Source organism: Myxococcus sp. AS-1-15 (assembly GCF_020037055.1).
Classification (GTDB): Bacteria; Myxococcota; Myxococcia; order Myxococcales; family Myxococcaceae; genus Myxococcus; species Myxococcus fulvus.
Genome location: NZ_JAIQDF010000012.1, coordinates 116,644 through 138,048, shown reverse-complemented (window position 1 = coordinate 138,048; position 21,405 = coordinate 116,644). Strand labels below are relative to the sequence as shown.

Annotated in this window: 16 protein-coding genes; 9 read left to right on the top strand and 7 right to left on the bottom strand. The window is 70.2% G+C overall.

The features are described from left to right. Window positions 1-3: 3 nt before the first annotated feature. The 4 genes from K8625_RS29015 to K8625_RS29000 all read right to left on the bottom strand — a co-directional run bounded on the left by K8625_RS29015 (window position 4) and on the right by K8625_RS29000 (window position 3,071). Complete coding sequence (locus K8625_RS29015; protein ID WP_223784518.1) at window positions 4-549, bottom strand: hypothetical protein; 546 nt, start codon at window positions 547-549, stop codon at window positions 4-6. Continuing rightward, on the bottom strand, window positions 546-1,424 hold the full coding sequence (locus tag K8625_RS29010; RefSeq protein WP_223784517.1) for a FecR domain-containing protein: 879 nt from the start codon (window positions 1,422-1,424) through the stop codon (window positions 546-548). Before K8625_RS29010 ends, K8625_RS29015 begins: the two co-directional genes overlap by 4 nt. 133 nt (window positions 1,425-1,557) lie before the next feature. Next, window positions 1,558-2,109 (bottom strand): RNA polymerase sigma factor, encoded by a 552-nt coding sequence (locus K8625_RS29005; protein ID WP_223747870.1) that lies wholly within the window; start codon window positions 2,107-2,109, stop codon window positions 1,558-1,560. A 50-nt stretch (window positions 2,110-2,159) separates the two neighbouring features. Further along, window positions 2,160-3,071, bottom strand: a complete 912-nt coding sequence (locus tag K8625_RS29000) for a hypothetical protein (RefSeq protein WP_223784516.1) — start codon at window positions 3,069-3,071, stop codon at window positions 2,160-2,162. A gap of 77 nt (window positions 3,072-3,148) precedes the next feature. Here K8625_RS29000 and K8625_RS28995 point away from each other — a divergent pair, with 77 nt between their 5' ends. Further along, window positions 3,149-4,942, top strand: a complete 1,794-nt coding sequence (locus K8625_RS28995) for a DUF1592 domain-containing protein (RefSeq protein WP_223784515.1) — start codon at window positions 3,149-3,151, stop codon at window positions 4,940-4,942. Next, window positions 4,939-6,546: a DUF1552 domain-containing protein gene (locus K8625_RS28990; RefSeq protein ID WP_223784514.1), complete on the top strand. Its 1,608-nt coding sequence runs from the start codon at window positions 4,939-4,941 to the stop codon at window positions 6,544-6,546. Before K8625_RS28995 ends, K8625_RS28990 begins: the two co-directional genes overlap by 4 nt. A gap of 1 nt (window position 6,547) precedes the next feature. On the opposite strand, the gene K8625_RS28985 is transcribed toward K8625_RS28990, so the two are convergent. Together K8625_RS28985 and K8625_RS28980 are read right to left on the bottom strand one after the other, a co-directional pair. Beyond that, window positions 6,548-8,803 (bottom strand): di-heme oxidoredictase family protein, encoded by a 2,256-nt coding sequence (locus tag K8625_RS28985; protein ID WP_223784513.1) that lies wholly within the window; start codon window positions 8,801-8,803, stop codon window positions 6,548-6,550. Window positions 8,804-8,903: 100 nt separating this feature from the next. Further along, the gene (locus K8625_RS28980; protein WP_223747865.1) at window positions 8,904-9,194 is read right to left on the bottom strand and encodes an amidohydrolase family protein; all 291 of its coding nucleotides are present in this window, start codon (window positions 9,192-9,194) and stop codon (window positions 8,904-8,906) included. 124 nt (window positions 9,195-9,318) lie between these two features. Between K8625_RS28980 and K8625_RS28975 the strand changes: the two genes are divergently transcribed. Beyond that, window positions 9,319-9,609, top strand: a complete 291-nt coding sequence (locus tag K8625_RS28975) for a hypothetical protein (RefSeq protein WP_223784512.1) — start codon at window positions 9,319-9,321, stop codon at window positions 9,607-9,609. Here the strand turns inward: K8625_RS28975 and K8625_RS28970 are convergent. After that, the gene (locus K8625_RS28970) at window positions 9,585-10,205 is read right to left on the bottom strand and encodes a hypothetical protein (protein WP_223784511.1); all 621 of its coding nucleotides are present in this window, start codon (window positions 10,203-10,205) and stop codon (window positions 9,585-9,587) included. The genes K8625_RS28975 and K8625_RS28970 overlap by 25 nt on opposite strands. 247 nt (window positions 10,206-10,452) lie before the next feature. Between K8625_RS28970 and K8625_RS28965 the strand changes: the two genes are divergently transcribed. The 6 genes from K8625_RS28965 (at window position 10,453) to K8625_RS28940 (ending at window position 21,281) form a co-directional block, all read left to right on the top strand. Beyond that, window positions 10,453-11,553 (top strand): M23 family metallopeptidase, encoded by a 1,101-nt coding sequence (locus tag K8625_RS28965; RefSeq protein ID WP_305070926.1) that lies wholly within the window; start codon window positions 10,453-10,455, stop codon window positions 11,551-11,553. 368 nt (window positions 11,554-11,921) lie between these two features. After that, on the top strand, window positions 11,922-14,159 hold the full coding sequence (locus K8625_RS28960; protein WP_223784510.1) for a glycoside hydrolase family 88 protein: 2,238 nt from the start codon (window positions 11,922-11,924) through the stop codon (window positions 14,157-14,159). Window positions 14,160-14,288: 129 nt separating this feature from the next. Continuing rightward, window positions 14,289-15,344: an alcohol dehydrogenase catalytic domain-containing protein gene (locus K8625_RS28955; RefSeq protein ID WP_223747860.1), complete on the top strand. Its 1,056-nt coding sequence runs from the start codon at window positions 14,289-14,291 to the stop codon at window positions 15,342-15,344. Window positions 15,345-15,377: 33 nt separating this feature from the next. Continuing rightward, on the top strand, window positions 15,378-16,811 hold the full coding sequence (locus tag K8625_RS28950; protein ID WP_223784509.1) for a glycosyltransferase: 1,434 nt from the start codon (window positions 15,378-15,380) through the stop codon (window positions 16,809-16,811). Window positions 16,812-16,827: 16 nt separating this feature from the next. Further along, window positions 16,828-19,170, top strand: coding sequence for a phosphoenolpyruvate synthase (gene ppsA / locus K8625_RS28945; RefSeq protein ID WP_223784508.1), 2,343 nt, complete (start codon window positions 16,828-16,830; stop codon window positions 19,168-19,170). An 8-nt stretch (window positions 19,171-19,178) separates the two neighbouring features. Beyond that, entirely contained in the window at window positions 19,179-21,281 is a 2,103-nt protein-coding gene (locus K8625_RS28940) for a PAS domain S-box protein (protein WP_223784507.1), read from the top strand. The last annotated feature ends 124 nt before the right edge of the window (window positions 21,282-21,405 follow it).

The following is a 21,405-nucleotide window of genomic DNA, read 5'->3' as shown; positions in this document are numbered from 1 at the left end:
ACGTCAGGGGGCGCTCGATGCCTGGACGACCAGGGCATCCAGCTCGATGACATCGCCCACGGTCCCTTCGTCGCCCGTCACCTCCACGGACACCCGCGCCGTTCCCTCCGGAGCCGTCAGCTCGAGCGCGGTCCGCGCCCACTGCCCGGAGAGCACCGGGCTGGTGAGCGTCTGCGCCTGCAGCTCCTCGCCGTCCGAGTCACGCCAGCTGACCTTCATCCGCGCGACGACCGAGCGTGCCGTGGTCCCCCGCGCCCAGAAGGAAGCCCGGTGTGCCCCCGGCGCCGCGGCGAACCCCGGCCAGTTGTCCAGGTGAACACCCCAGCCATACGGCTCTGTCACCTCCACGCGCAGGACCGCCGCACCTACTCTCGCGTCGGTGGATGCTCTCGAAGCGGTGACGCCGTACCACGCGGTCCACACGCCCAGCCCTGTCTCCAGGGAAGCGGTCTCGGCGTCGAGCAGGTTGGAGGCCGGAGCATGGTCGATGACGACCTCACCGCAGGCGGTCAGCGCGACGGCCAGACACAGCAGGCTCCGGCGACTCATCGCTCCCGCCCCTCGCAGGACAGCGTCCCACGCGCACGTTGGACGGCCTCCGCGTAGCGTCCGCGCCGGAACTGCTCTTCATGCCGGGCCCAGTGAGCACAGGCCCGCTGCGCGTCCTGCAGCTGGTACGTCAACAACGATCCCAGCTCGAAGCTGAGGCGCTCGCGCGTCGCCGCCGGCTGCTTGCGCATCGACTCCTCGAGGTACCGCGCCGCTTGCTCGAACTCGTGGCGACCGCGAAGGACCTCCAGCTCTCGCAGGACCTCGTCCACGCTCGGAGCACGCACCGACGTCGCGGGAGGACGAGAGGGAACGACCTTCGGCGCCGGCGGCGGCGCCAGCGTGGGAGGTGGCCTCGTCTCGGGAGGGAGGGCTGGCTTGTTCGGGTCGACCACCGGCCACGCCAACGTCTGCCCTGGCTTCACGGGGACCACCTCGCCACCGAGCCGTCGGAAGGCGATGGACCCTTCATGCAAGGTCACGGTGCCGCTCCCTCCTCGCTCATCCACCGTGAAGCGAGTGCCCATGACCTCGATGGCGCCGCCCGACACGAGCACGACCGCTGGGAGCGCATCTGTCGGCCGATGATTCACCGAGAACTCCGCACGCCCCCGGACCAGCCGCACCCCAGTGGGCTCCCGACGAACAACGAGCGCCCCCTGGTTCCGGAGCGTGATGCCGCGGGACACGTCCAGCAGCGCGGCCTGGCCCCTTTGAATCACCACACCCTCGAAGTCCTCCCGCACCAACAGGTCGGTGCTCATCACGTGAGCGACCTCGAGCCCGCCCACGGAGCGCGCGGCAGGAGTCCCCTTGAAGAACACCACGAGGGCCACCGCCACCGCGACCGCCGACGCGGCGAGCACCCAGGACACCGGACGCCTGTGCCATGCGGTCGGCCCGGGCTCACGTGTGTCCCGCAGCCGCACGTCCAATCGGGCACGGACCGCGGGCGGCATCCCTTGCTCGCGGCGAAGGGCTTCTTCACGCCGCAGCTCTGCGCGGAGGTCACGGGGCGCCATCGTCCACCTTCCATCCCCAGGCCGACAGGCGGCCCTGGGCGCGGCTGATCAACTTCGACACGTAGCCCTCTGACAGCGAGAGGAGCTGGGCAATCTCGCGCTGGCTCAAGTCGTCCAGGAGCTTCAAGGTCATCACCACCCGCTCCTGCCCCGGCAGGCGGTCCAACGTCGCCGTGGCGCTGCTCACCGCTTCCCTGCGTTCGAGGGCCGCATCCGGCGTGGACTCCGGCGGTGTGGAGGACTCCGGAAACAAGAAGCTGGCGATGCGCTGTCGGAACGTCTTCTCGCGACGCAGGGCCGAGAACGCCACGTTCTGCGTGACGCGAAAGAGCCAGCCCCGCACATCCTCCTCGCGCAGCCAGGTCTGGTGCTCCCAGGCCTTCAGGAACACGTCATGCGTGACGTCTTCGGCCCACCCCGTACGGCCCGCCGCGTACCGCATCGCCCACACGTAGACGTCCTCGACGTGCGCCTCGTAGAGCGCGTCGAAGGACACGGGCCGGGCAGGCAGGGCCTTGAAGTGGACAGCACGCGACATCCATCACCTGCGAACCTACGAATGAGGCGGAAGGAACTTTCCTCCGGAAGCTACAGCCCCCACGAGAGCTGCACGCCGGTTTCGAGCCTCGCCCCTCCTCGTGACCACAGTGTCTCGCCCTCGCGCACATGCGTCACGGGCCGCAGCAGCCCCAGGGCCACGCGCACCTCCGCGGCGAGACGCTCGGTGAACCGCCAGCCGAGCTTCAGCCGGACCCAGCCCGCGGGAGAGACCTGGGTACCGCGCGGCTCCGACACCCAGGTGTCCTCGAGCCGGAAGACATGGGCGACGAGGCCCGCGCCCACCGCCGGCTCCAGCCGCAGGCGCTCCGACACGGCGTGTCGATAGCTGACGAACGCACCACCCTGCACCTCGAACACGTTCAGCGCCGGCTCGCGGGACACACCGAGCCCGGTCTCCACATCCAGTCCCAGATCCCCCAGCCCCCACCTGGCCGAGAGCAAGAGGTGTGGAGCAACCCCGGGTCCGCCCCAGAGCGTCCCCAACCCCAAGCCCAGGTCCAACCCGGATGAATGCACCGGGGCAGCAGCCACCTCCACGGAAGGCTGGAGCACCGGCTCGGGCGGGGACGGCTCAGGCTCCGGCTCGGGCTGCACCGCGCGCGTCATCTCCGCGAGCTTCTGCGCGACCTCCAGATGGAGCTCCGCGATGGAGCCCCGGCCCACGCGCACACGTTGTTCCACGCGTTGCCGCGGTCCGACGGCCTCCAGCAACAGTCCATCGGGAGTCCGGCTCGCGCGCAGCCGGAGCTGGGCCGGGCCGCGTGGGGAGACGACCGCGAAGCCCTCCTGAATCAGCCGCAGGGCCACCTTCCGCTCCAGCTCCACGCCGTCCCACCGCCGATAGTCCTGCTCGGGGAGCGCGCGAAGGTCGAAGGAAACAGACACCACCGGGGACTGGGTCAGGACGACGAGGGAGAGCGCGCAGAGCAAGGCGGTCATGCGGTGTCGGCGAGAGTACCGTCGGCCGTGTCCCTTCGGGCAGGAAAGTATTTTCGGCCTCGGGAGTAGCCAGGGACATGACGCTCCTTCGCTCCGTGAGCATCCTTCTTCTTTGCGCTGGCGTGGCCGCCTGTGAGGGCTCCGCGAAGAACAACCACCATGTCGGCGGAGGTGAAGGCGGAGGTGGCGAACCCGAGCCTCCGTCCCCGTCCGACGCCATCCGTCCGGCACCCGCGAAGTTCTCCTGCGACACGAGCGCCGTCCCCACGGAGCTTCCGTTGCCCCGGCTGTCCCGGAAGCAGCTGATGAACTCGCTGCGCTCCGCCGTCGACCGCGCGCTGCCGGAAGAAGCCGATGCCATCTGGACGAAGCTCACCCCCATCCTCGCCCGCTACCCCACGGACCAGCGCACCCCCGCGCCCGGCGACGTGAAGGGCGGCTTCAGCCGGCTGGACCAGTCCATCCAGCAGACCCAGGTCGACGTCATGTACGACCTGGGCAAGGCCGTGGCCCAGGAGCTCACCAGCACCGACGCGCGCCGCGACGCGCTGCTGGGCCACTGCGCCAGCGACAGCCAGACCTCCAACGACCGGGCCTGTCTGGAGTCCTTCCTCCGAGGCTGGGGCGCCCGCGTCCTGCGCCGTCCCTTGTCCACCGCGGAGGTCACCGTCTTCGCGGACATCGCGGGCACCACGCCCGTGGACAGGGCCGCGGTGGCGGACGTCATCACCACCCTGCTGAACTCGCCCGGGTTCCTCTACCGGATCGAGCACGGCACCACCGCCGGCCAGCCCGCGAGTCCCCTCTCCGCGTTCGAGCTGGCCGCGAAGCTGTCCTACCAGTTCTGGCAGGCGCCTCCGGACGACGCGCTCTGGGCCTCGGCGGAGGATGGCTCGCTCCTGACGGAGAGCGGCTTCGAGGCCCAGCTCGACCGGATGCTCCAGAGCCCCCGACTGCGCGGCTCGCTGGACGAGTTCGTCAGCGAGTGGCTGCGCCTGGATGAGCTGCCGTCCCTGGTAGCGCTCCGGAACGACCCCATCTACCGCTCCTTCGTCGGCGCGCAGATGCCCACGGACGCCACGCGCACCGCGATGTTCGAGGACGTCCAGCTCTCCGCGTGGAGCACCCTCGTGTCGGGCGGCTCGGTGAGCGACTTCCTGAACGACCGGCGGTCCTACACGGCCGACCCCTTCCTGGCCGGCATCTACGGTGTCCCCGTCTGGGATGGCTCGGGTCCAGCGCCCGTCATCCCCTCCCAGAATCGCAGCGGCCTGCTCACCCGCGCGGCGCTGCTGGCCACGGGCACCGCGTCGACGCGTCCCATCCACAAGGGCTACCTGGTGCGCAACGCGCTGCTCTGCCAGCAGGTCGGCGCCCCACCGCCCAACGCCAGCGACAGGCCCCCCGCGCCGACGGACCGCATGACGACGCGGCAGGTGGTGACCCAGCTCACCTCCGGAGGCAGCTGCGGGGGATGCCACAACAACTCCATCAATCCCCCGGGCTTCGTGCTGGAGGGGTTCGATGCGCTGGGACGCGAGCGCGGCGTGGAGCGGCTGTTCAACCCGCAGGGCCAGGAGACGGCCGCGCCCGCCGTGGACACCTCCGCGGACGTGTGGCTCTACGACTCCGAGCAGCGGGTCATCTCCAACGCCGCGGAGCTGTCGCGGATGGTCGATGAGAGCCAGCTCTTCGAGTCCTGCGTCGCGCAGCACTACTTCCGCTTCGCGCACGCTCGCGTGGAGTCCACCTCTCGCGATGGCTGCCTGCTCTCGGAGCTGGAGTCCGTCGCGCGCAGCGGCGCGCCGATGGCCGACCTGCTGAAGACCATCGCCCGACACCCCACCTTCAAGCAGAGGAGCTTCCAGTGAGCAACACACCTGTCATCCGATGGGACCGCCGCATGTTCCTGCGCGGCGCGGGCGGCGCCGTGCTGGCGTTGCCGCTGCTCCCCTCGCTCTTGAGTCCCCGCGAGGCGAAGGCCCAGGCCGCTCAGCGCCCGAAGTGCTTCGTGCACTTCCGCACCCCTCACGGCGCCATCTTCGGCGCGAGCATGTGGCCGACGGACGCCGCGCTGACACAGAGCCTGTTCTACGCGGACCACGACGTCCGACGCGGAGACCTGGTCGCGACGGCCAACGCGAGCGGTGACGCGGCCATCAGCCGGGTGCTCACCGCGAGGTCGTCCGTGCTCACGCCCACGCTCGTCTCGAAGATGAACATCCTGCGGGGGCTCGATTACCCCCTGTACATGGGTCACAACTTCGGCGCCCCGCTGGGCTACTACGACTTCGACAAGCAGCGGCCCGGCTCCCCCCGAGCGACCATCGACCAGGTGATGGCCTACTCCCCGGCGTTCTATCCAAGCGTCGCCTCCGTCCGGAAGCGGAGCGTCGCCATCGCCGGCTCGGGCACGTCGACGGGCAGCTGGGGATACAGCACGCCCGGGGTCCGCTCCTCCGGCGTCGCCACGAGCGCCATCGGCGGCACGGAGAGCTCACTCGCCCTCTTCGACACCCTGCTGGCCGGGACGAGCAGCCCCGGCACCACCCGGCCCTCCGTGGTGGACAAGGTCCTGGAGAGCTACCGGCGGCTGCGCAACGGCAACGGTCGGCTCTCGGCCGAGGACAAGCGGCGACTCGACCAGCACATCGACGCCGTCGCCGAGCTGCAGCGCCGCCTGGAGACCACCAGCGCCGGTTGCCAGGTGCCGGCCCGCCCCACCACCGACAACCTGTCGCTGCGAAACTCCAGCGCCTTCGCGGGCGACCCCGCGATGAACGTCGAGTACTTCCGGCTCATCAACGAGGTGCTCGCGGTGGCGATGAACTGCGGCGTCTGCCGCGTCGCCACCCTGAGCATCGACGAGAACAACCAGAACCTGACCTTCACCCCACGCGCGCCGCAGGGAGAGGACTGGCACAACAACGTCGTGCACCCCTCGACGGTGCCCGGGGCCAACCAGGACCTGGTGGTCCAGTTCAACCAGGTCTTCTTCTCGCAGGTGTTCCTCGACCTCGTCTCCCGCTTCGAGCGCTTCTCGAACGGCGCGGGAGGGACGCTGCTGGATGACGCGCTCATCGCGTGGGGCCAGGAGAACGGCAACACGCCGCACTTCTCCTTCTCCGTCCCGGTCGTCACCGCCGGCAGCGCGGGGGGCGCCCTGAAGACAGGCAGCTACTGCGACTACCGGAACATCACGCGCAAGGTGAGCGGCGACTCGAGCACGGGCAGCGAGGGCAGCTTCCTGTGGGCGGGGCTGCTCTACAACCAGTGGCTCGGCACCGCGCTCCAGGCGATGGGCATCCCGAAGTCGGAGTGGAGCGAGACGGACCACCCCGGCTACGGCTGGAAGGCGTCATACCAGTCCACCTACGAGTACCTCTTCACGAACAAGGGCTTCAGCTCGGCGCAGGCCTACCCGGCGTCGATGTGGCAGAAGACCGGAGAGCTCCTGCCGTTCCTCTCGCCCTGAATCAGAGCGACTGGAGGAACCTGAGGAGCGCCGCGCGTTGGGCGGCGCTCGCGGTGCGGAAGGCCTCCTTGGAGGACTCGGCTTCGCCTCCGTGCCACAGGATGGCCTCGGAGAGGCTGCGCGCGCGGCCATCGTGCAGATAGGCCTCGCCGCCGCTGACGCCCGCCGTCAGGCCGATGCCCCAGAGGGGCGGCGTGCGCCACTCCGCGCCCGACGCCCCCTCCTCCGGGAGGTTGTCCGCCAGCCCCGCGCCCAGGTCATGCAACAGCAGGTCCGTGTAGGGGCGAATCACCTGGCTCCGCAGCTCGGCGTAGGGGTGGTACGGGCTGGTCGTCAACGTCGAGACGTGGCACCGCGCGCAGCCCATGCCCCCGAAGAGGCTCTCCCCCTGGAGCGCCTGGGCGTCACCGAGATTGCGGCGCGCGGGGACTCCGAGCAGCGCGATGTAGCGCACCATCTTCTCCAGGTCCGCGTCCGCCAGCTCGGTGCTCGCGCCCGCGCAGGTCTGCTGCGAGCCACAATCCGGCATGGGGAAGACAGACGTGGTGACGCCCATGTCGACATTGAGCGCGTTCGCGACCTGATGTCGGAGCCTCGCCTTGCCCGCCTTCCAGCCGAAGCGCCCCGCGCGCGTCTGCCCCGTCTGCGGGTCCACCACCGTCTGCACGCGGCCGGAGATGCCATCGCCGTTGGCGTCATTCGGGTCAGCGAGGCTGGCCAGCGTGTTCTCATCGATGGCCTCCAACAAACCCAGGCCGACGAGGGGCGGCGTGATGCGAGCCGAGTGGTGCGTGGGAACAGGCCCGGTGAAGGCGTAGACCGGGCGCCGCAGCTGATAGCCCGTGCCGTCGCCATACGTGCCGTTCGTCACCGTCCAGCCCGAGATGCTCACGCTGCCCTCGGGGGTCCCCTGGGTGCTCTGCGGCTGGAGGACCCATCCCAACGCCGGATGCGCCGTCACCGTGGTGCCGACGGCCCCCACCCTGACGGTGTGGCGCAGGGGCGGCGCGACGACGACGTGGCCATGGGGGCTGGCTCCAGTGGAGTCCGCGCCGTTCACCGTGATGCTCACCGGGGACGTGGTGCTCAGCCCTCCCGAGGAATTGCCGATGGTGAAGTGGTACTGCACGACCGAGCCCGCCGGGACGTTGGTGAGCACCTGGGTGTTCGTGCCGGAGCTGTCACGCGCCATCCGGAAGCTCTGCTGCGAGCCCCCGTTGAGCCGGTAGTGCACGTCCGCCCAGGGCGCGGCGTTCACATAGAACCGCACGGTGTACAGGGACGTCGCCGGGTCCGGCGGGAGCGCGCGGCCATTGTTGATGTGGCAGGCCACGCAGCTGCGAGCGATATAGGAGGGGCCCAGCTTGTTCTGCTGCGCGGTGAAGCTCGGGTTGCCAGCCTCCGAGTGGGTGCCGTCCGCGAAGTCGGTGTGATGCAGGCGCCGGCCCTCGACGAACGGCTGGGCATTCACCGGCGCCAGGTTGGTCGCCATCTGCTTGAACAGGTGCGCCGGCTCGTTCGAGTAGTTGTAGCCCAGCGTCGTGCGCCCACCCAGCCACGCCGTCTCCGCGAGGGGGAACGAGTCCAGGTTCGCCCCCCTTCCCTCCCAGGGCACCATGCCGCCCTGGCCCACGATGTAGAGGAACGCCGTGCCGTAGTAGTTGGCGCGCCCCACCACGGGAGGCAGCATGAAGGGGCTGATTTCAATCTCCATGCGGTCGCCCACCTGCAGCCGCCGGTTCTCCTTCGCGTTGTAATTGATGGTGGCCGTGTAGCGCAGGGGGTCCACCTGCGCCATGTCCACGTTGAACCAGTATTGAGAGAGCACCGCCTGGCCTTGGTAGAAGGCTCGGAAGTCCGGCGTGTCCAGGGGCCAGAGCGAGGTGATGTTGACGGTGATGTCGTTGCCGCCCTTGGCCACCCTGTCGATGACCTCGATGCTGTACGTGCGGTACTCGAAGTACAGCGGCAGGTAGTGCTCGTAGCTCTGGAACTGTGACTCCCGCGCGTGGCGATCTCTCGACCGGTCCGCGAGCCGGGTGATGAGCGCCGTGGGTGTATCCACCACCAGCGCGGGCTCCAGCGGAGTGCTGGCGTCGAAGAGCGGGACCACCGGGGCCAGGGGCGCCACGGTGGAGGAGGCTTCCGGCGGCGCTTCCTCCTGATGCGCCTGGGGCGCGTTCCCACAGGCGCCCATGAACAACCCCAGGATGGCCAGACTCCAAGCCGCCGCGCGTGTGCTGGAAGGCTCTCTCATGCCAGGGATTATATCCCGGCGAAATCAGCAATTCGAGAACTCACGGATGGACGTATTGCATCCCTCCCATGTCTGTTTGAAATCAGATATCGGCGGGGCCTCACCGGGCCGCGGCATCCCCCCGTCTGCGTGGAGCTCCGGCGTCCAGGACCACCTGTCCGTCCTTCATCACGAAGCGCACCTGCCTCAGCGCGTGGATGTCCTTCAGCGGGTCGCCCTCTACCGCGACCAGGTCCGCGATCTTGTTCGGCTCCACCGAGCCGAGCTGGTCCTGCAGGCGCAGCAGCTCCGCCGCGTTCAGGGTCGCGGCGCGCAGGGCGAGGCGCGTGGGCACCTCGGGCTCCAGGCCCCATGCCGGAAGAGGAAGGCTCCACCAGAGGAGCGTGCCCATGACAGTCGTCCACTGCCGCCGGGAACGATGGAACAAGGTGTGACGCTCCCGGTGCGCGGTGTCCAGTCACTGTGAGCGCCCGGACCTGTCTGCTGAAGACGGTCACCTCGCGACGCCCCTGGCCATGTATCTTCGCCAGCGCGATACGGCCAGGCCTCCTCGCGCGTCCTCACCCGTCGGGCTCTTCACCGCCGCCGCGCTGGCGTCCAGCGGAGGGGCGCTCGCGGACAATCCGCCGCTGACGGGCTCCGTGCTGTTCAGCGGCGCGGTGTCGAACGCCATCGGCTTCGACTCGTTCCTGTCAAAGCGACTGGAGCGCTCGGGGCGGCGGCTGTCGGGAAGGCCTTCGCGCGCGGCATGGGTTCGCTCCGCGCCGGCGCGACCGGAGGCCTACAGGACGATGGCGGGGATGTAGATGACGCCGCTCGGCAGCCAGATGCGGAACACCATCCCACGAATGAGGTCCTCCAGCGTGGCGGCGCCGGGGGGCTTGCCTCCAATGAGGACCCGCGCCGCAGGGACAGGCCCACCCTCGGGCCTCGTCAGCGAGGTGGTCTCGAACGTCGCGACGACCCGAGCGACCTCCTGCCCCGCCAGGTCGAAGAACCCGACGCTCCCCGAGTACGTGCCCACCTGGATGTCACCCGCCTTCGCCGTGGCCCTCAGCCGGTAGTAGCCCACCGGGATGTTCGAGGAGGGCGAATCCAGGTAGACGAAGGCCACGTCCACGCCCTGGGCGTATTGCAGGGCGGAGACGTTCTCGAGCCCGACGACAGCCCCCGCCGAGGCGACATACAGGTCCGAGGTCGCCGTCGAAATCCGCCCGACATGGATGGGGACTCCCGCCTCCTGCGCCGCCACCGAGAGGGCTCCCGGCAGGTCCGCGCAGGACAGGGATGACTCCGCGAGAGGCGACCCGGAGGCTTGTCCAGGCGCGGCGGCCCAGACGGGATTCGAAGCAAGGAACAGCGTCGCGACAAGCGCCGCGCACTCGAACGTGAGGCTCTTCATGGACATCTCCAATGGAGAACGACTGTGATTGAAACAGCCTCGGGGCACACAACGGCAGTCGCCCCCCACTCGCGAAGTCACCCGGATGCGCCGGACAGCCCTCGCGGTGTGGAGCCCCACCTCGAATCATCCCCTGGAGGTTGAAACCAACGTACGATTCAAATCGTACTTTGTCAACGCGGCGCTCCTCCTCATCCGTCAAGCATCCACGTGGATGAGCCTGGGTGCCGACCATAATGTCGGCACCATGCGCCCCACTCCATCGACGCTTCGCCTCCCGACAGTGTTCCTCGCGCTGGCCCTCCAGGCCTGCGCGGGAGACCCGAGGCCGCTCCCGGAGCCACCCCAGGAGGAGGTGAGCCCGGTGCTGGCCGTCCCGGCAGGGATGGGGCACTACTGCAGCATGCGCTGGCCGGAGCAGGGCTGGGCCTTCGCCTGGGAGCCCACCACGGACTCGGCCCCCTGCGAGCAGCTTCGCGCACAGTCCGCGGGCGGCAGCGTCGTCCGGGCCGGTCTCTACTCCGCCCAGGGACGCAACAACGTCATCTCACGGTGCGCGGACGGAACGGTGGGGCTGTGGAGCGGCCTGGGCGCCTCCCCGCTCCAGTCCGCCCATGCAGACGCCACGAACCACCAGCGCCAGGGCTGCGTGTTCACCGCGGCGCCCGACGCGCTGCCCATCTTCGATGCGCCCTTCTCGTTGCTGACGCGCGTGTTCCACGCGACGGGCTTCGACTTCGCGCAGGACGTCCCCCTGGACGTCGCCGACTTCGGCCAGACGGGCTCGGCGAGCGCGCACATCGTGGACCACCTGGGGCGGGACCAGTCGAATGCCAACTTCGTCAACAACCACGATGGCCATGACTGGGGGATGGTGACCGGCACGCCCATCCTCGCCGTGGCCAACGGCACGGTCCTCCTCGCCAGGGACCGGGAGGTCCCCTGCGCCTCTCCCATCCAGAAGGAGGTCTACGTCCAGCACGACGTCGGTGCGGGTGAGTACCTGGAGCGGTTCGTGAGCTACTACGCCCACTTCAAGTCCTACGTCGTCACGGACGGGCAGGTCGTCAAGAAGGGCCAGGTGCTCGGCTACGCGGGCACCACGGGGTGCTCGTCCGGCCCCCACCTGCACCTGGCCGTGGCGCGCCTGACGAACACCGCGTCGGAGTACCGTCGGGACTACTCGATTCCGAGCACGGACCACCCACCCATGACGAGCAACATCGAAATCTATGGGTGGGCCGCGCCCAGCGGCTTCGACCCGTGGGCGTGGCGCAATCATCCCAGCGGCGCCCTCAGCATCCACCTGTGGAACGAGGGACAGGCGCCCGTGAACCCCAACTTCTGACGGGCGCCCCCGTGCTCACAACGCGATGGTGCGAATACCCCGCGACCTCCCAACCTCGCGGCCCCTTGGACAGGCACAGCGTCGGAACATTCGCCGCTCAGCCCTTCTCCTTCCGGGTGGCGAAGAGCCCGTAGCGCACGAGCGTGAAGAGGAGGAAGTAGCCGAGCGCCATCAGTCAGCAGGGCCCGCGTGAGCCACATTGCGTACTCCACCCGATACGCAATGCCACTGCTGGACCAGGTGTCCACCCCTCCCATCGAAATCACCCTCCATGCTCGAGAGGAGGGGTGGAAATGAATCTTCGTGCGAGAACATGGACGTTTCTCTGGGGGCTCGGTTGCCTGCTCTTCGCGAGCAGCAGCCCTGCCATGGACGAGGCGACAGCGAATCGTGCCCTGCAATTCGCCCAGCAGCAGGCGACCAGGACGGACGCGCTGGTACCCGCGGGCCGCTATCCCCAGGCCACCACGAACGGTGGGTGGACCACCTTCGATGCCGCCGCGCCCATTGAATGGACCCAGGGATTCTTCCCCGGCGAGCTCTGGTATCTCTTCGAGGACTCGGGCATCGCCGCCTTCAAATCCCTGGCGGCCGCCCGGACGGCGCCGCTGAAGGTCCAGCAGACCAACTCGACGACACACGACACGGGCTTCAAGCTCATCACCAGCTTCGGCAACGCGTACCGCCTCACGGGCGACGAGACCCAGCGGCAGGTGCTGCTCACGGGCGCCGCGTCGCTGGCCAAGCGCTACAACGCCAGGCTGGGCGTCATCGTGTGTTGCGATTGGAACCGGCCCGTGTGGCTGGCGCCCATCTTCGTGGACACGATGATGGACCTCGAGCTGCTCCTCTGGGGCGCCGCGCACGGGGGGCAGGCCGCCTGGCGGGACATGGCCGTCAACCACGCGCTCAAGACGCTCAGCGTGCTCGTCCGCTCGGACGGCAGCTCCTTCCACATGGCGGACTTCGACCCGAACACGGGCGCCATGCGCCTGCGCGGCACGTTCCAGGGCGCCTCGAACTCCTCCACCTGGGCCCGAGGGCAGACCTGGCTCATGTATGGCTACACCATGGTGTACCGCTACACGCGCGACACGCGCATGCTGGCCGCGGCCCAGAAGACCACCGACTGGTACCTGAGCCACCTGCCCGCGGACATGGTTCCCATCTGGGACTTCAATGCTCCGGCGAGCCAGCAGTACAAGGACACCTCCGCGGCCGCCGTCGCCGCCTCGGCCCTGTTGGAATTGAGCAACTACGTCACGGACACGGCCACCCGGCAGCGCTATCGGGACGCGGCCCTCCGCATGCTCGATGCGCTCAGCGCCGCGCCCTACCTCGCCAGCGGGACGAGCAAGGCCAGCGTCCTCCAGCACGCCGTGGGAAACCTGCCCGCGGGCAAGGAGATTGACGTGGGCCTCATCTACGGGGACTACTATTTCGTCGAGGCCCTCCAGCGCTTCAAGCAACAGGACCGCCTGCTGGCGGGCTGGGGCGCGCGCACCAGCTTCCCGGCGGGGGTCCATGACCTGGGGACCCAGAACACCGGCGTCGTCACGGTGGAGTTCGACGTGACGCCACGGCGCTACCCCATCGATGGCGTCATCGGCTACGCCGACACGTCCACCACCGTCACGGGCTTCTCCAGCATGGCCATGGGCATCCGGATGAACACGGACGGCCGCTTCGACGTGCGCAATGGAGGGGGCTACGCCGCGCTCACCCCAGTGCCCTACGCGTTCGACACCACGTACCACGTACGCATGGTGACGAACCTCGACACCAGGCGCTACAGCGTCTGGGTACGTCCGCCGGGCGGCGCCGAAGTCCAGCTCGCCAGCAACTACGCCTTCCGCTCGGACGCGCCCGCCACGGATGACCTCGGCAAGGTGGTGCTCAACAGCACCACCGCGAACGACGCGTACACGGTGACCCGTCACACGGTGTCAGGTGCCTCTTCGATGGCCTGGCCCTCGCGGGTCGATTTCTCGGCGGCCGTGCATGGGTTGGGGACGAGCAACACCGGCACGGTGACGACCGAGTTCGACGTGACGCCGGCCCTCAGCCTCATGGATGGCGTCATCGGCTACGCCGACACCTCCACCACCATCACGTCGTTCTCCAGCTCCGCCATGCTCATCCGGATGAGCACGGACGGCCGCTTCGACGCGCGCGACGGAGACCGCTACGCCGCGCTCACCACCGTCCCCTACACCGCCAACGCGACGTACCACGTGCGGATGGTGACGGACCTCGACGCCAGACGTTACAGCGTCTGGGTGCGCCCGCCGGGCGGCGCCGAAATCCAGATCGCGAACAACTACGCCTTCCGCTCGAACGCCCCTTCGACGAATGACCTGGGGAAGGTGACGCTCAATGGCACGACGGGCAATGACACCTATGTCGTGAGGAACCACGTCGTCAGGAGCGGGGCGGCCGCCGAGCCCACGCCCGACGCCGAGGCCCTCGGTGAGGTGCTCCCGCCCGAGGACTCACCGCAGGTACAGGGGGGCTGCGCCGCCAGCCCCGGCCCCGGGGCGCTGGCCCTCTGCGGCGTGGTGCTATGGCTGACGCGTCGGCGCGGGCGCTCACGCATCGCGGCCTGAGGGCACCCCGCCAGGTTGACGCTCGCCTCGGGCCACGGCCCGAGGCGGGCGTCGCCGTTGCACGTCGATGGCATGCGCCTGAGGTTTGTCGTGAGGTGGACCCGAGGCACATCCCGCCGGGGGGGAATCATGCGAGCAACCGTCTTTCGAGGCGTCGGGGACTTCGGTCTCGAGGAAGTCGAGCAACCCCGGGCTGGAGCGGGCGAAGCCGTGGTCCGCGTGACGTCGACGACCATCTGCGGCACGGACCTGCACATCGTCCGAGGCGAGTACGCCGTGAAGCCGGGCCTCACGCTCGGCCACGAAATGGTGGGGGTCATCGAGGAGCTGGGCTCCGGAGTGCATGGCTTCCAACCGGGCGAGCGCGTCCTCGTCGGCGCCATCACGCCGTGCGGGCAATGCAACGCCTGCCTGTCCGGACACCTGTCCCAGTGCGGACATGGGACGGGATACGAGGCGATGGGCGGCTGGAGGCTGGGCAACACCCTGGATGGGGCCCAGGCCGAGTACGTCCGGATTCCCTCCGCGCAGGCCAACCTGGCGCCGGTGCCCGCGGGGCTCTCGGACGAACAGGTGCTCTTGCTGGCGGACATCGCCTCCACGGGATTCAGCGGCGCCGAGTCGGGCGGCGTGCGCATCGGCGACACCGTGGTCGTCCTCGCCCAGGGCCCCATCGGACTGTGTGCCTCCCTGGGCGCCCGGTTGATGGGCGCCGCGCGGGTCATCGGGGTCGACGGGGACGAGTCCCGGCGGGCCTTCGCCCGGCGGATGGGCGTGGACGTGGTGCTGGACCCTCGAAGCCAGGACGTCGTGGCGGAGGTCAAGCGGCTGACGGGGAGCGGCGCGGACGTGGCCATCGAGGCCCTGGGCGCCCAGGAGACGTTCGAGACGGCCCTGCGCTCGCTGCGTCCGGGCGGCACCCTCTCCAGCCTGGGGGTCTATTCGGGCAAGCTGCAGCTGCCCTACGACGCGTTCGCCGCGGGGCTGGGGGACCACCGCGTCGTCACCACCCTGTGCCCGGGTGGCAAGGAGCGCATGCGCCGGCTGATGGCCGTCGTCCAGTCGGGACGGGTCGACCTGACGCCCCTGCTCACCCACCACTTCGCGCTGAAGGACATCCGGGACGCGTACGAGCTCTTCGGCCAGCGCCGCGACGGCGTCATCAAGGTCGTCATCCACCCGTGAGTGACGCCCCCCTCCGCCTGAACCGGAGCCCCCATGCTCAAGCCCTTCGAGGTGCACGTCCCGGCGGAACCCCTCACCCGCTTCGAGCACGAGCTGGACGAGCAGGGATGGAACGCACTGCGGACGCTCGCACAGCAGACGCAGGCCCGCATGGCCGGTCGCACGTTCTGGAACATCAGCTCCACGGCGAGGGGCGGCGGCGTGGCGGAGATGCTCCCACGCCTCATCGCCTACGCGCGCGGCACGGGCGTGGACGCGCGCTGGCTCGTGCTCACCGGCACCCCGGAGTTCTTCCACATCACCAAGCGGCTGCACCATGCACTGCATGGCTCCCCCGGTGACGGCTCCGGGCTGGGGACGTCCGAGCACGACTGCTACGACGAGGTCCTCCGCGACAACGCGGAGGAGATCCTCGTCCTGGTGAAGCCCGGGGACGTGGTCCTGCTGCACGACCCGCAGACCGTGGGGCTCGGCCCCGCCCTGTCCTCCGCGGGCGCCCACGTGGCCTGGCGCTGCCATATCGGCCGGGACACGCCGAACGCGGAGGTGGAGCGGGCGTGGGAGTTCCTCGCGCCGGGCCTGGCCGCCGCCCGGCTCACGGTCTTCAGCCGGGCCGCGTATGCGCCCCCCCAGTGCGCGGGCCGGGCGCTCGTCATCCAGCCCTCCATCGACATCTTCGCGGTGAAGAACCAGCCCATGGCGCCCGAGGTCGCGCGCGCCATCCTCGCGACCACCGGTCTGCTGCGCGAGACGCCGGACACGGCGGCGCCCGTCTTCACGCGCGCCGACGGCGTGACGGGGCGCGTGTCGCGGGGCGTGGACGTCATCCGGCTGGGCGCGGGGCCCACCGCCGAAGTTCCCCTCGTGGTGCAGGTGTCCCGGTGGGATCCGCTGAAGGACCCGGCGGGCGTGCTGCTCGGGTTCGCGAGGATGCTGCGCAAGGCGCCCCACGTGCACGCGGAGCTGGTGCTCGCGGGGCCCGCCGTCACGTCCGTGGCCGATGACCCCGACGCGGCGGCGACCCTCGAGGACGTCCACGCGCTGTGGCGACAGCAATCGCGCTTCGTCCGCCAGCATGTCCATCTGGCGTGCCTGCCCATGGCCGACAGCGAGGAGAACGCCGCCATCGTCAACGCGCTGCAACGCCACGCGAGCGTGGTGACGCAGAAGAGCCTCCAGGAGGGCTTCGGGCTCACCCTCACCGAGGCCATGTGGAAGCAGCGCGCCGTGGTGGCGAGCGCGGTGGGCGGACTCCAGGACCAGGTCGTCACCGGGGAGAACGGCCTGCTCATCCGGGAGGCCGGGGACACGGAGGCGTTCGCGGGCGCGGTGCGCTCGCTCCTGGAGGACCCGGCGCGGGCCGCCGCGCTGGGGCGCCGTGCCCGTGAGACGGTCCGCGCCCGCTTCACCGCCCCTCGTCACCTCACGGACCTCGCGCGCCTCATCGAACGACTGGACGCGCGCTGACACAGGAGATGGAAGCATGGACCCTTCCCATGAGAGCCAGCAGCCCGTCCGGCCCGACGCGCCCGGCGCCACCCCAGACCTCATCCGCTGGTTCGACTCGCTGTCGCGAGAGGACGTCAGCGTGGCGGGAGGCAAGGGCGCCAATCTCGGGGAGCTGACCCACGCCAGCCTCCCCGTACCGCCGGGGTTCGTGGTCACCGCCGCCGCCTTCCAGGAGGCCATGGCGCCCGTGCGCCCCCGGCTCCGCGAGCTCTGGCAGCGCGTCGACCCGGAGGACCCGCAGTCCCTGGCGGAGGTCACCGAGGCGCTGCGAGCCACGGTGCGCCAGGTCCCCGTGCCCGAGCGCCTGCGCTCCGCCCTGCTCGGCGCCTATCACCAGTTGGGCGAGCAGGGGGCCGTGGCCGTCCGCTCCTCGGCGACCTCCGAGGACACCGGCGCCACGTCCTTCGCGGGCATGCACGAGACGTACACCAACGTCGTGGGTGACGAGGCGCTGCTCGACAAGCTGCGCGCGTGCTGGGCCTCGGCCTATGGACAGCGCGTGGTGGCCTACCGGAAGGCCCAGGGCCTCACCGAGGAGCCGGCCATCGCCGTCGTCGTGCAGCGCATGGTGGACTCGACTCGCGCGGGGGTCATGTTCACCGCGGACCCGGCCACCGGGGACCTCCACCGCGTCATCATCGAGGCCGCCTACGGCCTGGGCGAGGTGGTGGTGAGCGGCCAGGTGGAGCCGGACACGTACGTGGTGGCCAAGCAGGGGCCGCGTCTGCTGGAGGTGCGCGTCGGGGAGAAGTCCTTCCAGCGGGTGCGCGATGGCGTGGGCCAGGAGCGGCGCGAAGCGCTCTCCCCCGCGCAGGCCCACCAGCGCGTGCTCCAGGACGTGGAGGTGTTGGAGCTGGCGCGCCTGGGCCTGCGCGTGGAGCGCCACTATGGCGCGCCGCAGGACATCGAATGGGCACAGGCCGGTGGCAGGCTCTATCTCGTCCAGTCGCGTCCGGTGACGACGCTGGGCGGGGCATCGAAAGAGGAGCGCGGGGACGCGCGGCCCGGGCGCCCCCGGGTGTCCGGGCTGGGCGCCTCTCCAGGGGTCGCGACGGGGCGCGTGCGCGTGCTGCGAAGCCCCGAGGAGGGCCGGCGGCTCCAGACAGGCGAGGTCCTGGTGGCGCCGATGACCTCTCCGGACTGGGTGCCGACGCTCCGGCGCGCGGCCGCGGTGGTGACCGACAGCGGCGGGATGACCTGCCATGCCGCCATCGTCAGCCGGGAGCTGCGCAAGCCCTGCGTGGTGGGCACGCGCACGGCGACCCGGCGGCTCCAGGACGGCGAGGAGGTGACGGTGGATGGCTCCGCGGGCACGGTCCTGGAAGGCCGGGTGGAGCAGCAAGCCCCCGGGGTCGTCTCGTCCGAGCCGCGGAGGCCGAGCGGCCTGGCCTCCGCTGGAACCGCCACGCCCGAAGTGCTCGCCACGCGCCTCTACGTCAATCTGGCCCTCCCCCAGCAGGCCCGCGACGCGGCGGCGCTCCCCGTGGACGGCGTGGGGCTGCTGCGCGCCGAGTTCATGCTCACCGAGGCGCTGGGCGGGGTCCACCCACGCAAGCTCATCGCCGAGGGGCGCGGCCGCGAGTTCGTCGAGCGGATGTCCGACGCGCTGCTCCAGGTCACCCGCGCCTTCGGGAGACGGCCGGTGGTGTACCGCACCACGGACTTCCGGACGAACGAGTTCCGGGGCCTGGAGGGCGGCGCCGAGTTCGAGCCCGCCGAGTCCAACCCCATGATGGGCTTTCGTGGCTGCTACCGATACATCCGCGAGCCGGAGGTGTTCAGGCTCGAGCTGGAGGCGGTCGCCCGCGTGCGGGAGCAGACCCCCAACCTGCACGTGATGATTCCCTTCGTGCGCACCACGTGGGAGCTGGCCGCCTGCCTCGAGGCCCTGGACGCAAGCCCCCTGGGCCGCCACCGCGGGCTGGAGCGCTGGGTGATGGCGGAGGTGCCCTCGGTCGTCTACCGCATCCCCGAGTACGCGCGGCTGGGCATCAGCGGCGTGTCCATCGGCTCCAACGACCTCACGCAGCTGATGCTCGGGGTCGACCGGGACTCCGAGTCGTGCGCGGAGCTGTTCGATGAAGCGGACGCGGCGGTGCTGGACGCCATCGTCCGCATCATCCGGGCCAGCCGTGAAGCCGGCATCACCTGCTCCCTCTGCGGTCAGGCCCCCTCCAACCGCCCCGAGTTCGCCGAGCACCTGGTGCGCGCGGGAATCACGTCCATCTCCGTGGACCCCGCGGCGGCCTGGGCCACACGCGAGGTCATCGCGGCGGCGGAGCGACGGCTGTTGCTCGAGGCCGCGCGAGCGCGGTGATGCGTCGCATGCGACGGACAGCGCCACGAGCGCCCTCCTTCTGGGCCCGCCTGCGCCTGCCGCGGCTGCGCCAGGCGAGGCGCTCCCGAGCCGCGCTGGAGAAGTCGCTCCGGCTGGCGGAGGCGCGCCTGTCCGGGCTCATCGCCACCACGGTCGACGCCATCATCTCCGTCGACACGCGGCAGCGAATCACCCTCTTCAACGAGGGGGCGGAGCACATCTTCGGGTACTCCGCAGGGGACGCGGTGGGTCAGCCCCTGGACATCCTGCTCCCGGAGCGCTACCGAGGGGCCCACCAGCACCACGTCCAGCGATTCGCGGCGGGCTCCCGGCTCTCCCGACAGATGGGCGAGCGGAGCACCATCATCGGCCGGCGCAGCAATGGCGAGGAGTTCCCCGCGGAGGCCAGCATCTCCAAGGTGGAGCAGGAGGGCACGCTCGTGCTCACCGTCATCCTGCGCGACATCTCGACCCGCAGACAGGCGGAGGAGGTGCTCCGGACCAGCGAGGAGCGCTTCCGCACGGCGTTCGCGAACGCGCCGACCGGCATGGCCCTGGTCGGGCTGGATGACCGGTTCCTGAGCGTGAACTCCGCCATGTGCGACATCGTTGGCTACACGCCGGAGGAGCTCCTCGCCCGGACCTTCCGGGACATCACCTGGCCCGGGGACCTGGAGGTGACGCTCCAGAACAGACAGCGACTGCTGCGGGGGGAGGTCCACACCTATCAACTGGAGAAGCGCTACCTGCACAAGCAGGGGCACACCGTGAGCATCCTGCTCACCGCCTCGTTGGTCCGTGACTCCCGGGGGCAGCCGCTCCACTTCATCGCGCAGGTGCAGGACATCTCCGAGCGCCAGGAGCTGGAGCGGGCCCAACATTTCCTGGCGGAAGCGGGGCCACGACTGGCGGGCTCGCTGGACTCCCGGACGACGATGGCCGCCGTCACGGGGCTCGCGGTCCCCGCGCTGGCCGACGGGTGCATCGTCGGCCTGGTGGATGAGCACGGGCAGGTCCGGGCGGTGCAAGCCGCGGCGGTCTCCCCCGAGAAGTCCAGGCGCCTGGACGCGCTGCTCGCCCACCACCCGTGCCTCCCCTCCCTCCAGGGGGAGCTCGTCGCGGGTGTGCTCCGAACGGGGCGCTCCGTGGTCCTGCCGGAGTCCTCCGGAGCGGAGACACCGCGGGAGGACGGCTGCCCGCTGGACCTGCTGCGCGGCCTCGGGTCCGTCTCGGGACTCATCGTGCCGCTGCGGGCCCGGGAGCAGACCCTGGGCGCGGTCATGCTGTGGACGGCCGAGTCCGGGCGCCGCTACGGCGAGCAGGACCTGGCGCTGGCGGAGGCCCTGGCCAACCGCGCGGCGCTCGCCATCGACAACGCCCGCCTCCACGAGCGGTCCGAGCAGGCGACCCGCTTGCGGGACGAAGTCCTGCGCGTCGTCGCCCACGACCTCCGCACGCCCCTGAACGTCGTCGCGCTGTGCACGGAGTCCCTCGGCAGGAGGCCCCCCGGCCAGCGGCCTCCCACCCAGACGCTCGAGACCCTCCGCAAGGCGGTGGAGCGGGCCCAACGGCTCATCCAGGACCTGCTGGATGTCGCCCGGATGGAGTCCGGGCACCTGCTCGTCGAGCGTGCGCGGGTGGATGGCGCGTTGCTCGTCCAGGAAGCGCTCGACCTGCACCGCGCGCTCGCCGAGGAGAAATCCATCCAGCTCTCCAGTGACATCCCCCTGCACGCCCCGGCGCTCCTCGCCGACCATGCCCGGGTGGTCCAAATCCTCTCCAACCTGCTCGGCAACGCCATCAAGTTCACGCCCGCCGGCGGACACGTCCACCTCCAGGCCGTCCCCGAGGGAGCCATGATGAGGTTCTCCGTCCGGGACTCAGGGCCCGGGATTGCACCGGAACACCTCTCGCATGTCTTCGAGCCCTTCTGGCAGGCGCAGGCGGGGAGGAAGGAGGGCGCGGGACTCGGGCTCGCCATCGTGAAGGGGCTCGTCGACGCGCATGGCGGCAAGCTCTGGGTGGACAGCCGCCCCGGACAGGGAAGCACCTTCTGCTTCACCCTCCCCACGCAAGCGTCGGCCGACCAGCCACACCCACCTCACGCGTGAGTCCACGGCGGCAGGCCGCACGCTCGCCGAGGCCGGGCACGGGGGCAGGTCTGTCGTGGCGGTCCGAGAGGAAGCCCCAACACGGGCAGGGCGGCGATGGCCTCCGCGTCCGGGGCCCAGCACA